General features: G+C 50.3%; 14 protein-coding genes. 8 read left to right on the top strand and 6 right to left on the bottom strand.

Features of this window, described 5'->3' with window-relative positions:
• The first annotated feature begins 120 nt into the window (after positions 1–120).
• Positions 121–1,839, top strand: coding sequence for an IlvD/Edd family dehydratase (locus tag BMW93_RS20440; RefSeq protein WP_090380585.1), 1,719 nt, complete (start codon positions 121–123; stop codon positions 1,837–1,839).
• A gap of 94 nt (positions 1,840–1,933) precedes the next feature.
• Positions 1,934–2,725: an SDR family NAD(P)-dependent oxidoreductase gene (locus BMW93_RS20435; protein WP_090380582.1), complete on the top strand. Its 792-nt coding sequence runs from the start codon at positions 1,934–1,936 to the stop codon at positions 2,723–2,725.
• 5 nt (positions 2,726–2,730) lie between these two features.
• Here BMW93_RS20435 and BMW93_RS20430 read toward each other — a convergent pair whose 3' ends face one another.
• The 4 genes from BMW93_RS20430 to BMW93_RS20415 form a co-directional block, all read right to left on the bottom strand.
• On the bottom strand, positions 2,731–3,438 hold the full coding sequence (locus BMW93_RS20430; protein WP_090380579.1) for a hypothetical protein: 708 nt from the start codon (positions 3,436–3,438) through the stop codon (positions 2,731–2,733).
• A 76-nt stretch (positions 3,439–3,514) separates the two neighbouring features.
• On the bottom strand, positions 3,515–4,108 hold the full coding sequence (gldD, locus tag BMW93_RS20425) for a gliding motility lipoprotein GldD (protein WP_090380813.1): 594 nt from the start codon (positions 4,106–4,108) through the stop codon (positions 3,515–3,517).
• Positions 4,109–4,235: 127 nt separating this feature from the next.
• The gene (glmS, locus tag BMW93_RS20420) at positions 4,236–6,077 is read right to left on the bottom strand and encodes a glutamine--fructose-6-phosphate transaminase (isomerizing) (RefSeq protein WP_090380577.1); all 1,842 of its coding nucleotides are present in this window, start codon (positions 6,075–6,077) and stop codon (positions 4,236–4,238) included.
• A 207-nt stretch (positions 6,078–6,284) separates the two neighbouring features.
• Entirely contained in the window at positions 6,285–7,091 is an 807-nt protein-coding gene (locus tag BMW93_RS20415) for a glycogen/starch synthase (RefSeq protein WP_090380574.1), read from the bottom strand.
• Positions 7,092–7,297: 206 nt separating this feature from the next.
• Here BMW93_RS20415 and panC point away from each other — a divergent pair, with 206 nt between their 5' ends.
• Positions 7,298–8,140, top strand: a complete 843-nt coding sequence (gene panC / locus BMW93_RS20410) for a pantoate--beta-alanine ligase (RefSeq protein ID WP_090380572.1) — start codon at positions 7,298–7,300, stop codon at positions 8,138–8,140.
• Positions 8,141–8,195: 55 nt separating this feature from the next.
• Here panC and BMW93_RS20405 read toward each other — a convergent pair whose 3' ends face one another.
• A complete protein-coding gene (locus BMW93_RS20405) occupies positions 8,196–9,674 on the bottom strand; it encodes a Gfo/Idh/MocA family protein (RefSeq protein WP_090380569.1) in 1,479 nt (492 codons plus the stop codon).
• Positions 9,675–9,911: 237 nt separating this feature from the next.
• Between BMW93_RS20405 and panD the strand changes: the two genes are divergently transcribed.
• The 4 genes from panD to BMW93_RS20385 all read left to right on the top strand — a co-directional run bounded on the left by panD (position 9,912) and on the right by BMW93_RS20385 (position 12,598).
• Positions 9,912–10,262 (top strand): aspartate 1-decarboxylase, encoded by a 351-nt coding sequence (gene panD / locus BMW93_RS20400; RefSeq protein ID WP_090380566.1) that lies wholly within the window; start codon positions 9,912–9,914, stop codon positions 10,260–10,262.
• A gap of 39 nt (positions 10,263–10,301) precedes the next feature.
• Complete coding sequence (locus tag BMW93_RS20395; protein ID WP_090380563.1) at positions 10,302–11,339, top strand: lysylphosphatidylglycerol synthase transmembrane domain-containing protein; 1,038 nt, start codon at positions 10,302–10,304, stop codon at positions 11,337–11,339.
• 80 nt (positions 11,340–11,419) lie between these two features.
• Entirely contained in the window at positions 11,420–11,908 is a 489-nt protein-coding gene (gene rfaE2 / locus BMW93_RS20390; RefSeq protein WP_090380560.1) for a D-glycero-beta-D-manno-heptose 1-phosphate adenylyltransferase, read from the top strand.
• A gap of 12 nt (positions 11,909–11,920) precedes the next feature.
• Positions 11,921–12,598 (top strand): zinc metallopeptidase, encoded by a 678-nt coding sequence (locus tag BMW93_RS20385; protein ID WP_177194141.1) that lies wholly within the window; start codon positions 11,921–11,923, stop codon positions 12,596–12,598.
• 119 nt (positions 12,599–12,717) lie between these two features.
• Here the strand turns inward: BMW93_RS20385 and BMW93_RS20380 are convergent, their stop codons facing one another.
• Entirely contained in the window at positions 12,718–13,887 is a 1,170-nt protein-coding gene (locus tag BMW93_RS20380; RefSeq protein ID WP_090380557.1) for a VCBS repeat-containing protein, read from the bottom strand.
• A 160-nt stretch (positions 13,888–14,047) separates the two neighbouring features.
• On the opposite strand from BMW93_RS20380, the gene gcvT reads away from it, so the two are divergent.
• Positions 14,048–15,130 (top strand): glycine cleavage system aminomethyltransferase GcvT, encoded by a 1,083-nt coding sequence (gcvT, locus tag BMW93_RS20375; protein ID WP_090380554.1) that lies wholly within the window; start codon positions 14,048–14,050, stop codon positions 15,128–15,130.
• The last annotated feature ends 28 nt before the right edge of the window (positions 15,131–15,158 follow it).

Here is a 15,158-nt window from a genome sequence, read left to right as displayed (position 1 = left end):
AAGCATGGATTACTATCGGGCACGTGTTAGCCGAATATACGATTTTTATTTTAAAGGGTACCCGGAATTAGTTTTTACTCCCCGGCTCCTTTTCTGAGGAGATATAAAAAATGGCGAATAATGGAAGAAAACAAGTTGCGCAGCAGGGGCTGGTTTGGCAAATCGGGTAAGGACGGTTTCATTTACCGCGCCTGGATGAAAAATCAGGGTTACCCCGCTGATGAGTTTGAAGGACGGCCGGTCATCGGCATTTGTAATACATTTTCGGAGCTTACGCCCTGCAACGGGCATTTCCGCGAGCTGGCCGAATCGGTGAAACGAGGCGTGTGGGAAGCAGGCGGTTTCCCGCTCGAATTCCCCGTGATGTCGCTGGGCGAAACACTCATTAAACCCACAGCGATGCTCTACCGCAACCTCGCGAGTATGGACGTCGAAGAATCGATCCGCGCCAACCCGATTGACGGTGTGGTACTGCTCTGCGGCTGCGATAAAACGACGCCTTCACTCGTCATGGGCGCGGCGAGCGTGAACATTCCTACGATCGTCGTTTCCGGCGGACCAATGCTCACAGGTCGCTACCGGGGCAAAACCATCGGCACCAGCGACGTGTGGCGTTTCAGCGAGCTGCACCGCAAAGGCGAGCTCACGCAGGAAGAACTCTACACCGCCGAAGCCTGCATGTGCCGCTCCGACGGCCATTGCGCGGTAATGGGTACGGCCTCCACCATGGCCTGTATGGTGGAATCGCTCGGGCTTACATTGCCCGAAAATGCAGCGATACCTGCTGCCGATTCGCGTAGAAAGGTGCTGGCGCATTTGTCGGGCCGGCGCATTGTGGATATGGTAAAGGAAGACCTGCGCCTGTCGCAGATCCTTACAAGAGAAGCATTCGAGAATGCGATCATGATCAATGCGGCGATTGGTGGTTCTACCAATTTTGTGATCCATTTGCTTGCTATCGCGGGACGCATCGGGGTGGATTTGCATCTGGATGATTTCAATGACCTCTGCAAAAAAGTACCGCTATTGCTCAACCTGCAACCTTCGGGCGGGTATTTTATGGAAGACTTCTACTATGCGGGAGGCTTGCCGGTGGTGATCAAAGAGCTGAGCAACATATTGCACCAGTCGGTGATTACTGCTAATGGCAAGACAATGGCCGAGAACAGTGCGAGTGCGGAATGCTTCAATCCGGAAGTAATCGGCACCATGGACGAACCCATTAAGGACCTTACGGGCCTCGCGGTAGTTCGTGGGAACCTGTGCGAGAATGGGGCGGTGATCAAACCGTCGGCATCTTTGAAGCCGGAACTGATGCAGCACCGCGGCAAGGCGATCGTTTTTGAGGATATCGACGACTACAAGGCCCGCCTCGACGATCCGAACCTCGATGTGGATGAAAACAGCATATTGGTTTTGAAAAATGTTGGCCCGAAAGGCTACCCGGGAATGCCCGAGGTAGGAAATATGTCGTTACCTAAAAAACTGCTCGCGCAGGGGGTGATCGACATGGTACGCATTTCCGACGGACGAATGAGTGGTACCGGTTTTGGAACGGTTGTTTTGCACGTGTCGCCGGAAGCTGCCGTAGGTGGTAACCTCGCTCTGGTGCAGGATGGAGATTATATTGAACTCGATGTGGAGAACAGAAAGCTGCATCTGGAAGTGTCGGACGAGGAACTTACGCGCCGCAGGCAGCTCTGGAAGCCGCTTGAACTGGGCTACAACCGTGGTTACGTACACCTGCACATCGCGCACGTAACGCAGGCGCACGAAGGCGCCGACCTCGACTTCCTCAAAGGAGGCTCGGGCGATAAAGTAACGAGAGATTCGCATTAACAAGCTTGGTAATGCGGCGGCGCGGCGCTGAACCGTAGCGCTAATCGCCGTAGCGCAGGTCCGACGCATTACCAGCTTTCAAATCAGTATTAGAATGAGCACTCAAATTTTTGATAACCATGTGGCGATTGTCACCGGCGCCGGGCAGGGGATCGGTTTCGAAATAGCGAAACAACTGGCCTGCCAGGGTGCCGGGGTTATCCTGAACGATACCAACAAGGCACTGGCCGCAGAGGCCGCGAAGAAAATACGCAACAAGGAAGGCGAATGTGTGGCTTTCGCAGGCGACGCTTCCCAGCCGGAAGTAATCGACGCGATGGTCGACGAGGCGGTGAAATGCTTCGGAAAACTTACTTTGACGGTCTGCAATGCAGGTATTACGCTCTTCGGCGATTTCTTTGAATACCCGGCGGAAAACCTACGAAAAGTACTGGAAGTGAACCTAATGGGTTCTTTCCTGCTCACGCAAGCGGCCGCGAAGCAAATGCGGAAACAGAAATCGGGCGGCAGAATATTGCTGATGTCGTCGGTGGTAGGGCATCAGGCGCACCAGTTTTTAGGCGCGTATGCGATGACCAAGGCAGGGCTTGAAATGCTGGCGAAAAACCTCGTGATCGAACTTTCTCCGCACGGCATTACCATCAATACCGTGGCACCAGGGGCTACTTTGACAGAGCGTACATTAGCCGAAGACCCGACTTATGCCAAAACGTGGTCGTCCATTACACCAATGGGCCGGCCAGCCATCAGCGAGGACATTGCGAATGCCGCATTGTTCCTGCTATCGCCGTATTCGGGGCATATTACAGGGCAAAGCCTGATAGTCGACGGAGGCTGGACGTCCGTGAGCCCTCTACCCGATCTGAGCAATATGAATGTGAAATAGCCCCCTTATTCCCCCGAAAAAAGCTGCGCTTCCAGGTCATCGATACTTCCGTCCTTTGAAAAGAACAGTTCTCGTGGCTTGGCGGCGGTGCTCGGGTTGACGGTCATGAAGCTGCGGTACTGATCGTCGGTAATGATTTTCAAGTTTAATGCCCTTTTCAGTACCATCGGGAACGGTACTTTGAAGAAATTGGCAATATCAGACGCCAGGAATCCCGGAATTTTGGAAATATCATTCCTGAAAAAGCTCTCTACATCCTCGAACGGCAGCAAAGCCTCGAAAATAAGCTGCTCCGAACGCGCGGCAAGCGATGCCGTATTGGCATAAATCGTGTGCAGGCCAAGCGATACGGTGAGCAAGTGAATGTGGTAATTGCGTTCGTTAATGTCCGAAGCGGCATTCACAAAAACCCAGCCTTTTTGATGATATATTGCTGAAAACCCTTTGAAATGCGGGTCAACATTGTGCAGTTGCGCGATTTTAATACCGTCGGGATACGGCAGCTTGTGCCCGATCTGGTGCACAATGTCCTGCGCGTAGGAAATGTCGGCTACCTCGCCAGCCGGTTCGATCATCCAGTCGCCATTCACCAGGCCCTCGAAAAGATGATCCGCGATCCGCTGGCTTTCAACCTGTCCCAAATGCAGGACAATGCGGTTACCGCGGACAGAATAATCGAGAAGAAGCTGGTTCTTGGGTTGCTTTCTGGGCATATCGGGGGCAGTTGTTGAAGCGTGAACTTCAAAGATACGTCCTATCGGTTACCACCGCAACTACCACCGGCTAATTTTATCGCCACTCCAACGTGTTGAGCAGTTGCAACATATCAGCCTGTAAATAATCGATGACAGGTGCCAGCGAATCATTTTTAGTAGCCGTGGGAAAGTAAATAGCGCCCCTTAGAAAATGCCCGGTACTATCAGTCGTGTAAAACTGATACGGGCTCGGCACATCGCCTTCAATTTTGAACAGCAATGCAGTACGCCCTGTTTTGCCCAAAACACGCTGTTCCTGGATCGACGACGCCCGGATCTGGTGCTTGCTGGCGAGCTTGTAACTATCGTCGATGAAGGCTTTCAGCAACGCAGGATTGTTGTTGAGCGGTTTGTAGGTGATCTGAATATTGGCTTTAAACTGTGGGTAGCTGATGAAAATCCAGTCCTTACCGGCCGTTCTGAAAGTATCCGGCTCCACCACCGCATATTTGGAGTATTCAAATGTATAAGGATGTGCTTCCGTCAACCGGCGGTAGCTGTGCTTTGGCAAGTCAATGCGGTTATAGCCTTTGGGTTTCGGGACGAAGTTTTGCTCCTTTTCTTTTTTGCAACCAGAGATAAACAGTAGTAAAAGAGGCAGGAAGGTGGTTAAAATGAATTTGTACATATAATAGGTCCCGTTGGCAAACATGCGCAAAACTAACGAAAACGTGGAAACATTAATTTTACCTAAGCGCTGAAAACAAAAAAGCGAAACTATCAAAGACAGTCTCGCTCTCCGGCACCCGCCTCCGTTACTCGACGGTAACGGATTTGGCAAGATTTCTTGGTTGATCCACGTTCCGGCCCCGCATCACTGCAATGTAGTACGATAGCAGTTGCAGCGGGATTACGGAAACAAGCGGCGTCAGAATTTCGTGGGTATTGGGCACTTCGATTACAAAATCGACCATGCCGGGTATTAATGTATCGCCCTCTGTCACAATCGCGATTACGCGGCCTTTGCGGGCTTTCACTTCCTGGATATTTGATACGATTTTTTCGTAGGAGCTGTCTTTCGTGGCCAGGAACACTACCGGCATGTCCTCGTCGATCAATGCGATCGGTCCGTGTTTCATCTCGGCCGCGGGGTAACCTTCGGCGTGGATGTAGGAAATTTCCTTCAGTTTCAATGCGCCTTCCAAAGCCACTGGGAAGTTGAGACCGCGCCCCAGGTAAATAAAGTTGCGCGCATAAGTGAATATAAATGCGATCTCCTTGATCTTGGCCGCATTCTCAAACACCTTGTTTACCTTGGCCGGGATCGTTTCGAGCTCAATCAGCAACTGGCGGTATGTTTCTTCGGAAATCGTGCCTTTGCGCTTCGCTACGGCTATGGCCATCAGCGTGAGCACAGTCACCTGGGCAGTAAATGCCTTGGTACTGGCCACACCGATCTCCGGGCCCGCGTGTGTATAGGCGCCTGCATGCGTGGCCCGGGCGATAGACGACCCTACCACGTTACAAACTCCGAAAATAGTGGCCCCTTTGGATTTGGCGAGTTCGATCGCCGCCAGGGTATCCGCCGTTTCACCCGATTGCGAAATGGCTATGACAATGTCGTTTTCTTTAATGACCGGGTTGCGGTACCGGAATTCCGAAGCATATTCAACTTCCACATTGATCCGCGCCAGTTCCTCGAACAAATACTCGGCTACCAGCCCGGCGTGCCAGGAAGTACCGCAGCCCACGATCACCACGCGGTCGGACTGGGCGAGTTTATCAAGGTAATCGTTCAGTCCGCCAAGTTGCAGGTGCGCGTCGTCCGCACGCAGGCGTCCGCGCATGGAGTCGCCAATGGAGCGGGGCTGTTCGAAGATTTCTTTGATCATGAAATGGTCGTAACCGCCTTTTTCGATGGTTTCGAGCTCCATTTCAAGCCTCTGAATGTATGGAATAGTTTCCGTGGTGCTTTCCAGGTGCTGAATACTGAGCTTGCCTTCGCTGATCACCGCTACTTCGTAATCGTCGAGGTACACCACGTCTTTAGTATATTCTATGATCGGTGTAGCGTCGGAGGCGAGGAAATACTCATTTTCTCCAACACCAATAACCAAAGGGCTCCCTTTGCGGGCCGCGATGAGTTGTCCCGGATGATCGAGCGACATGACGACGATCGCGTATGCGCCTACCACTTCTTTCAATGCCAACCGCACAGCATCTTCGAGTGAAGCACCCGTTTCCTTCTGCACATCCTCGATGAAATGGACCAGTACTTCGGTATCGGTATCGCTCAGGAATTTGTGGCCTTTGCCGATCAGGTTCTGTTTGATCGACGCGTAGTTTTCGATAATGCCATTGTGGATGATCGATAAGCGTCGGTTGTTGGAATAATGGGGGTGGGCATTCACGTCGTTCGGTTCTCCGTGTGTAGCCCAGCGGGTGTGCCCAATGCCGATCGTCGCTGGCAGTTGCTTGCCGTTCAGCTCCGATTCAAGGTCGGACACCTTCCCCTTCTTCTTGTAAATATTCAATTCTCCATTTTCGAGCAACGCGACTCCCGAGCTATCATAGCCACGATATTCCAGACGTTTCAGTCCTTTTAAAATCAAAGGATATGCCTCCCTGTTTCCAACATAAGCCACAATTCCGCACATATTCTTAAAATATTTTAATTTTAGTGTATATCCTAGATAGGGCAAATAAATGGCAAACAGGGATCGTTAGCAAGCTAATTTTTAATTAAATACTAAAAAATATCCAATTTATAGACAGTGCTCGAACACACGAAACATTCCTTCAAAACACAAAAAAGCCGGCGACTCTGAGAATCGCCGGCTTTTCTGCCCTGTGAAATCTATCTGTTAGCTGACCAGATCGTTGTAGAGATTGTAATACGACTCCGAGAAATTCTCATCCTGCTCGTCGAGCTGTACGCGTTTCGGCGCATTGTTGAAAATTTCGTTCAGACTCGCGCTGCAATGCTCTTCGGCTTTCAGCACCGCGTCGGCATAAGCACATCCGATTTTGACAAAACCTTCGAAATCGGCAGAATGCAAATGCGCCAGCGCTTCGTCGCTCACGTCCATGGCCTTGGCCTTGCTCTGTAAATCTGCATCGAACTTGTAGTCAAATGCATTGTTGTGTACGGTAAACACACTTTTCGTATCCTTAAACATCGGATCGTTGCGGTAAGTGGTTTTAAGGTACAATGGAATCAGAGCCGTCATCCAGTCATTACAGTGCACCACATCCGGGGCCCAACCCAGTTTTTTAACTGTTTCCAAAACACCCTTGCAAAAGAAGATCGCGCGCTCGTCGTTGTCGTCGAAAAAGTTATTTTCCTTATCGAAGAAAACGGATTTGCGATGGAAATAATCATCGTTATCTATAAAATAGACCTGTAACTTCGCATTTGGAATCGAAGCAACTTTGATGATTAGCGGCTTTTCTTCATCTCCTACGGTAATATTGATTCCTGACAGTCGAACTACTTCATGAAGCCTGTTTTTGCGTTCGTTGATAAGACCGAAACGCGGAACGAGTATCCTGATTTCTGCCCCCCTTTCCTGCATTGCCTGAGGAAGCTTTCTTACGTAATCGGCAACATCAGTGGTTTGGAGGAAGGGATTGATTTCACTGGCTACATACAAAATTCGTAGTTTCTCCATAGATCTTTTAGCAGTTTGTGAAAAAAAGTTTTGCAAAATTATACAAAAAAAATGGCAATTTCAAAAGATATTCCAAACTAATTGTCATATTGCGCCCAGTTTGGGATTTCCTTGTCCTGATGTTCCCAAAATCTGCTTTACGGTTTCTACTATCTTGGAAAAGCAATCGTAGTACGCAGGTTACTCCCTCAGTTTTCGAATTTTACATGGAAGTATTCACTTCGGTCAAAAGCCTCCGCCAGTTCTTAGATCAGCAACTTTTACAACAAAAAACCGTAGGCCTGGTACCCACCATGGGCGCCCTTCACGAAGGCCACATTTCGCTGATCCAAGCCGCAAAAAAGGACAATGATATCGTCGTTTGCAGCGTATTTGTGAACCCGACGCAGTTCAACAACCCCGAAGACCTGGCCAAATACCCGAGAACGTTTGAAGCCGATCGTATCATGCTCGAAAATGCAGGCTGCTCCGCGGTTTTTGCGCCCTCGGTAGAAGAAATGTATCCCGAACAGCCTGTCGTTAAGATGAACTTCGGTGCATTGGAAACAGTCATGGAAGGCGCTTCGCGGCCCGGGCATTTCAATGGCGTCGGCATCGTGGTTTCCAAGCTGTTCAATATCGTAAAGCCGCACCGCGCCTATTTCGGCCAGAAAGATTTGCAGCAAGTATCGGTGGTGCGCCAACTGATCATCGACCTCGGATTCGGATTTGAGCTGGTTATATGCCCTACCATTCGCGAAAAGGACGGACTGGCGATGTCCTCGCGCAATACGCGCCTGAACGCGGCCGAGCGCACGATCGCGCCACACATTTACCGCATACTCGCGGGTGCAGGTGAAGACCTGCGTGCGGGCAGGCACGTAAGCGAAGCAATCAACTGGGCTAAGAGTGAATTTGAGAAGATCAAGGAATTCACCCTTGACTATTTTGAAGTCATTAACCTTAAAACCCTGCTTCCTATTGAAAAAATAGGACCTGCGGGTACCAATGCGATCTGTGTAGCGGCTTTCTTAGGTCCGGTAAGGCTGATCGACAATATCATATTCTGAATTACTCACCAACACAATAAAGCGAAGAAGGCCCCTTTCGGAGCCTTCTTTTTGTTTATGCCAGTTTCCAGTCGCCGCGGTATTTGCGTTGTACGAACTGGTTCGCTTCGTCGAAGTTGGTCACCTTCATGTTCTTGCCATCCCACAACAGCTTTTTGCGGCCTGGGTAGCTGAAACCTTTGCCGTCCGCATTAGCGGTACGCAGGTTGTAGCTGCGGATACCGAGGTTACCCATGATCACTGTTTCTGTCAAAGGACCAGCGTAGTCGAATGAAGAGGTAAGCGCTTTGTGCTCTTTGCTGTTGAAACCAGCTTTGCAAGCATCACTCCATGACACGTGGTGCCCGAATTCCGGCATCGGCGTGTATTTGTTAGCGAAGTCACCTTGTTTGTATTCCAGTTTGGTACCGTCTTTCAGATATACTTTCGGAGCGATACCGTAAGTTCCGCAGGTCATTACCCCTTTTTCACCGATCAGGAGCACGCCGTTGCTGCTATCCGGCTCGCCTAGCGGATCGTTCGCAGGGATCAAATCCGGGTGGAACGGACGGAGACCGCCGTCGTGCCAGGTCAAAGTCACTTCCGACTTGTTTACTTTGTTCGCAGGGAATTTCAATTGTACGCGTGACGACGGCGGACAGCCTTCCGGAATGTATTCGGCTGTCCAGTCTTTGATAAACACCTGGCCTACCGAGCATTCAACTTCCGTAGGATAACCCAGGCCGAGTGTACGGAACGCAGGGTCGATCAGGTGGCAACCCATATCACCCAATGCACCGGTACCGAAGTTCCACCAGCCTCTCCATTTGAACGGGTGCCATGCCGGGTTGTAATCCACCCAGTCGGCGCATCCTACCCACAGTTCCCAGTCGATATCCGCAGGCACTTCGTGCTTGCCGGTCGGAACGGGAATACCTTGCGGCCAAACGGGACGGTTGGTCCAGACGTGTGCTTCGTGGACGTTACCGATGAGGCCTTTGTTAAACCATTCCTTCATCTGGTTCTGCGCCGGGTTCGAAGCACCCTGGTTACCCATTTGGGTTACTACCTTGTATTTGCGCGCAGCTTCGGTGAGCATACGGGCTTCGTAAATGTCATGGGTAAGGGGTTTTTGAACGTACACGTGCTTGCCGCGCTGCATAGCCGCCATCGCGATGATCGCGTGCATGTGATCGGCCGTCGAAACCGTTACGGCATCGATGCTCTTATCCATTTCGTCGAACATCTTGCGGAAGTCCTTGTATTTCTTGGCATCCGGGTGCAGTTCGAAGTTCTTTTTAACCTGTGGTTGTCCCCAATCCACATCGCAAAGTGCCACCAGGTTTTCGGCGCCTTTGTTCCATGCATTGTTGGTGTCTGAAAAACCTTTGCCACCCACACCGACACCGGCGATATTCAGCTTGTCGCTGGGCGCTTTATATCCTTTCCCCAGCACGTGGCGGGGTACTATGAAGAAACTTCCAATGGCCGCCGCGGATGACTTTTGGATAAAGTCCCGGCGATTAACGTCTTTCGGTTTGTTTTCTGTACTCATCGGTTTTGGTAATGAAAATATAAAGTAGATTAATATAGATTAAAGGAATAAGTTTTTATCGGGAGTCTAATGGTATTAAATCCCGCTTAAATATAATAATGTTCTCACGAAACCCATGAACGGCGGCATTTCAATTGCTACGGAACCGTCCCACCGGAGAGTATGTTTTGATGGCTGGGTATTATTCCTGTAACTTTGCGGGGTAATGCATTTCAATTAGACCAATACCACCGGGTAATGCAAATCACAGTAATGAAATCGAAGATTCACCGGGTTAAGGTGACTCAGGCGGAATTGAACTACGTAGGCAGCATCACGATCGACGAAGATCTGATCGACGCCGCGGGACTTATAGAAAATGAACAGGTTCACATTGTAAACAATAATAATGGCGAACGTTTTGTCACATATGTGATCAAAGGCGAGCGGGGTACGGGTATGATTTGCCTCAATGGCGCGGCGGCGCGCAGGGTGCAGATCGGCGACATCATCATCATCATCGCCTACGGCAGCATGAGCCAGGAAGAGGCGAAGACATTCAAACCGATGATCGTTTTCCCCGACCATAACAATCACCTGGTAAGCTGACCTCCCATAAACCGGTACTAATACGTCAATTAGCATAGCATGAAAAATATACTGCGTTACACGATATCGCTTGTCCTGGCAGGCGGTCTGCTCTGGTTTGTATTTAAAGATATCAACCTGGGAGAAATGCTCGACCGTTTTGCTAAATCCGACTGGCGGTGGATCGCTGTATCATGCTTTTGTCTCCTGCTAGCGCACGTTATGCGTGCGTGGCGCTGGGGAATGCTTATCGAGCCGCTGGATCATAAGCCGGGCATTGTGAACAGCACGATGTCGGTGATGACAGGTTATTTTGCCAACTACATCGTGCCCCGCATGGGCGAAGTAACACGTTGCGGGACACTTTACCGCCTGGAACGTATTCCTGTAAGTTTGAGCTTTGGTACGGTCGTGGCCGAGCGGATTTTTGACGTCATTATTTTAGTATTAATGATTGGATTAAACTTCATCCTCGAATTCGAACGCCTCAGCACTTTTTTCACTGATTTCTTCCAAAGTAAAATAGGCGGCAGCCAGGGCGGCGGCTCTGGTAGCGGCATGTTACTGAGCATTCTGATCGTAGGCTTGCTCGCTGTCGGTGTTGCAGCGACGGTTATTTTCAGGAATGCCGCATTGCGCAACAAATTGCAGCAGAACGCGGTCATCGCCAAGATCATCGGCTTTGCGCAGGGAATGCTCGAAGGACTTTTGAGCGTACGCAAACTACGTACTCCGGGCCTTTTCATTTTCAGCACCATCATGATCTGGGTATTGTATTACCTGGTTTCCTATGTGCTTTTCTTCTGCATCCCTGAAACATCGGATCTCGGCCCATTGGCCGGGTTAACGTTGCTCGTAGTTGGTGCCATCGGTATGACCGCGCCTACGCAGGGCGGAATCGGCGCTTACCACCTGCTGGTAGGTAATGTAATGGTGCTTTACGGGCTTTCACAGAACGACGGTATCACGTTGGCGACCTTCATTCACGGCGCGCAAATGTTGTTTATGCTCGTGATCGGCGCTTTGGCATTCCTATACGTGCTGATCGTGAACAAAAACAAGGTTGAAGAGCCGGAACAAGTGTCTGCGGCAAACTAATTGTATCTTTAATAGTCCTGAAAAATGGAAATGGAGTATGTTACGTTATTCCATTTCTTAAATCCATATTGTCTTTTACGATGAATTTGACAGAAAGCAAGATCCTGAGACTAGAAGAAGCCATCCCGACCGTTGAAGCATGGCAGCGCGCCGGACAAAAAGTTGTATTCACCAACGGATGTTTCGATATTGTGCATCTCGGACACATCGATTACCTAGAAAAAGCCCGTGCATTGGGCGACAGAATGGTACTCGGTCTGAACACCGACGCTTCGGTAAGCCGCCTCAAAGGCCCGCTTCGCCCGGTTGTCAATGAGTACGCAAGGGCCCGTCTGATGGCAGCGCTCTCTTTCATCGATGCTGTCATTTTGTTCGACGAACCGACGCCGAGTCAGTTGATCGAGGCCATAAAACCTGACATTTTGGTCAAAGGCGACGATTATACGATCGAGAACATTGCTGGCGCGGATTTTGTTTTGGGTAGAGGAGGTGAGGTAAAAACGATTGCTTTGGTACAAGGCTACTCGACTACCGCACTGATCGAGAAAATAAAACAAGGATATAAATAAATAGCAATAACTATGGGAGGTTACTTAATTCTGATCCTAGTAATGGGCGTCAGCTTTTACGTACAATGGCGCTTGAAGAGCAAATTTGAAGAATATTCACAGGTAGGATTGAGCAACGGCATGAGCGGTAAGGAAATCGCTGAAACAATGCTCCGGGAAAGCGGCATTTACGACGTAAGAGTGGTGTCCGTGGAAGGCCGCCTGACCGACCACTACAATCCGCAGGATAAGACAGTCAACCTGAGCCCCGATGTATATTACGGACGTAGCGTAGCTGCCGCGGCTGTGGCTTCCCACGAATGCGGGCACGCGGTGCAACACGCTACCGCGTATAGCTGGCTGCAATTCCGTTCGCAGATGGTACCGTTCCTGAGTGTTGCCTCGCAATACATGCAGTGGATCATTTTCATCGGAGTGCTATTGATCAACACTACCGCCATTCCATTGACCATCGGTGTGGCATTGTTCGCAGTCACTACATTGTTCAGCTTCATCACATTGCCTGTTGAATACGATGCAAGCAACCGTGCATTGGCATGGATCCAAAAAAACCGCATCGTGAACGAGCGTGAATATGTAATGTCCGCCGATGCATTGAAATGGGCAGCGCGTACTTACCTGGTAGCAGCGATTGGCTCATTGGCTACATTGCTTTACTATGTGAGCCTGCTGATGGGTCGTCGTGACTAAGAACTAAAAAAATTGTTAAAATGATACTGTCAGCCTGAATTGGGTGGAAGGCGTCCACGCAAGACGCCTTCCGCTCAATTCAGACTGACAGTAACGTTTTATATACATTATAATCAGTATTACTTCTTCCGCTGGTTCCAATACACCACCAGATTATGCGTCGCGCGGCCGGCGGCTATAATATCTAGATCGCCATCGCCATCCAGGTCTGCGGGCAGCAAATCCTCGCACGCGATTTTGATCTTTTCATCCAAAGTATATTCTGTCCATTTCTTGCCCTCGGCGTCGTTTCCTACGTAAATGCGAACGCCGGTTTCGCCGGTCACATTCGGGTTTCGCCAGCCCATTACCACCTGATCGCGGCCCTGGCCGAAGAAATCGGCGCAAGCCAACGCGTGACCTTCCTTAATGCGGTCGGTGAGTACGGTGCGACCGTCTTTGGTGTAGACCACCAGTTCCGTTCCGTGCATCGGCTCGATGGTCGCGGTGAATAGCTGCTTTTTACCCAAACTGCCCGTTCTGATCTCCCCTACTCCGCGCTCCGGTACCATCCAGTTGCCCGAAGGAGCCCAACCGTCGGCCCCGTCGAGGAAGACCTGCACGCCTTCCTTTCCCGCAATGGACAATCCCGCCATTCTGCCGGGGATTTCCATCGGCTGGAAATTGTGGGTCATATGCATATTGGTTTCAATGAGATTATACGGCCAGATTCCCTTTTTGTTTTCAGGTACGTCGAAAACGATCAGTTTCACGCCCGCACCGTTTCCGCCGGTATTTCCTTCGCCATGCAATGGCAATACAGCCAGTTGGAATGGTCCGTCGGCTGTTTTTACCCAATGCATCCGGTGAATGGTTACCTCATGATGCAGCCGCACCGGCACCCAGGGCTTCGTACGGTCGTCGGAGGCAACCAGGTAGAATACTGCTCCCGAAGTTTTCAGATCCTTCGTTTCGGACGGGTTCCAGCCCGCGCCTGCTGCTACTTCCACTTTGCCGTCGCCATCGATGTCCCGCGCAGCAATGCATACGTTATCCTGCTCGGTGAGATCTTTCGCGATCACGTAGCGCGTCCATGCGCCGTCCTTTTTCCCGGGATTTTTATACCAAACTATTTCCTTCTTGTCGGCCAGGAGAATATCCAGCTTACCGTCGCCATCCACATCGCCGGAAGCCACGCCGTAGCCGATACTGACCTTGTCGTCGATCGTCTCGCCATTAAAAGTGGCTGTTTGCGCAAATGCGCCCCCGGCTATTGAAAATGCCATCGAGAACAATAGTTGTTTATTCATATTTATGAAAATCGGCGGCCGCCGATGAATAAATGTTTTAACCTATTTTTTAACAATATACTTCAAAATGCACTCTGCGGACATTGAAAAAACAGTTTTTTGTGTCGCTTTGAGCAGCATTACCTACTTTTGTGAATTAATGTGAAACCAAATATCCTTCATGAAAACAGTCCCTTTACATCAGCTCCATATCCGTTTGGGCGCAAAAATGGTCCCGTTTGCAGGTTTTGAAATGCCTGTCCGTTACTCGTCGGATCTGGATGAACATCACACCGTAAGAAATGCCGTGGGTGTTTTTGATGTATCGCACATGGGCGAATTCAGTATAAAAGGGCCCGGTGCGCTGGCATTGGTGCAGAAAGTGACGTCGAATGACGCTACTGCGCTGTATGATGGAAAAGTGCAATACGGCTACCTGCCCAACGCCACCGGCGGGGTGGTCGACGACCTGCTCGTATACCGCATTGCCGAAGACGATTATTTCCTCGTGGTAAATGCATCGAACATCGAAAAGGACTGGAACTGGATCCAGAGCCACAATACCGAAGGCGTAGCCATGGAAAACCTGTCGGATTCTCTTTGCCTGCTGGCAGTACAGGGACCCAATGCGACTGCCGCATTACAGAAATTAACCGAAGTGGATCTTGCCTCAATGGAATACTACACCTTCAAAATAGGTGAAATGGCGGGTATCAGGGACATTATCATCTCCGCAACCGGCTACACCGGCGCGGGAGGTTTTGAAATATATGTAAAGAATGCAGATGCCGAGAAAATGTGGAACGCCATTTTTGAAGCTGGCGCCGAATTCGGTATCAAGCCGGTAGGACTGGGCGCGCGCGATACGCTGCGACTGGAAAAAGCATTCTGCCTCTACGGTAACGATATCGACGACGAAACATCGCCGCTGGAAGCCGGCCTGGGCTGGGTGACCAAATTCACGAAGGATTTTACCAATTCAGAAGCATTGAAAGCGCAAAAAGAGGCCGGACTGAAACGCAAACTGATCGGATTCGAAATGATCGACCGCGGCATTCCGCGCGGGCATTACGAACTGTGCGATGCGGAAGGTAACAAACTGGGCGAAGTTACGTCCGGTACCCAATCGCCTACTTTGCAAAAAGGCATCGGATTGGGCTACGTACCGACGGAATTCAGCAAAGCCGGCACCGAAATCTTCGTCAAAGTGCGCGACAGGCTGCTGAAAGCGCAGGTTGTGAAAACGCCTTTTGTTAAAAACTAATCCCTCCTATTCAGTTCGATTGCATTTT

Source organism: Dyadobacter sp. SG02 (genome assembly GCF_900109045.1).
GTDB lineage: Bacteria > Bacteroidota > Bacteroidia > Cytophagales > Spirosomataceae > Dyadobacter.
Note: the sequence above shows the minus strand (reverse complement) of the source record. Positions and strands in the feature narration are given on the sequence as shown.

Excerpts from the sequence above, each read along its gene's own strand:
- gldD (WP_090380813.1), bottom strand. The coding sequence starts at position 4,108 with ATGTACAAATTCATTTTAACCACCTTCCTGCCTCTTTTACTACTGTTT.
- BMW93_RS20430 (WP_090380579.1), bottom strand. The coding sequence starts at position 3,438 with ATGCCCAGAAAGCAACCCAAGAACCAGCTTCTTCTCGATTATTCTGTC.
- BMW93_RS20395 (WP_090380563.1), top strand. The coding sequence starts at position 10,302 with ATGAAAAATATACTGCGTTACACGATATCGCTTGTCCTGGCAGGCGGT.
- glmS (WP_090380577.1), bottom strand. The coding sequence starts at position 6,077 with ATGTGCGGAATTGTGGCTTATGTTGGAAACAGGGAGGCATATCCTTTG.
- BMW93_RS20385 (WP_177194141.1), top strand. The coding sequence starts at position 11,921 with ATGGGAGGTTACTTAATTCTGATCCTAGTAATGGGCGTCAGCTTTTAC.
- panD (WP_090380566.1), top strand. The coding sequence starts at position 9,912 with ATGCAAATCACAGTAATGAAATCGAAGATTCACCGGGTTAAGGTGACT.
- BMW93_RS20440 (WP_090380585.1), top strand. The coding sequence starts at position 121 with ATGGAAGAAAACAAGTTGCGCAGCAGGGGCTGGTTTGGCAAATCGGGT.
- panC (WP_090380572.1), top strand. The coding sequence starts at position 7,298 with ATGGAAGTATTCACTTCGGTCAAAAGCCTCCGCCAGTTCTTAGATCAG.
- BMW93_RS20415 (WP_090380574.1), bottom strand. The coding sequence starts at position 7,091 with ATGGAGAAACTACGAATTTTGTATGTAGCCAGTGAAATCAATCCCTTC.
- gcvT (WP_090380554.1), top strand. The coding sequence starts at position 14,048 with ATGAAAACAGTCCCTTTACATCAGCTCCATATCCGTTTGGGCGCAAAA.
- rfaE2 (WP_090380560.1), top strand. The coding sequence starts at position 11,420 with ATGAATTTGACAGAAAGCAAGATCCTGAGACTAGAAGAAGCCATCCCG.
- BMW93_RS20405 (WP_090380569.1), bottom strand. The coding sequence starts at position 9,674 with ATGAGTACAGAAAACAAACCGAAAGACGTTAATCGCCGGGACTTTATC.
- BMW93_RS20380 (WP_090380557.1), bottom strand. The coding sequence starts at position 13,887 with ATGAATAAACAACTATTGTTCTCGATGGCATTTTCAATAGCCGGGGGC.
- BMW93_RS20435 (WP_090380582.1), top strand. The coding sequence starts at position 1,934 with ATGAGCACTCAAATTTTTGATAACCATGTGGCGATTGTCACCGGCGCC.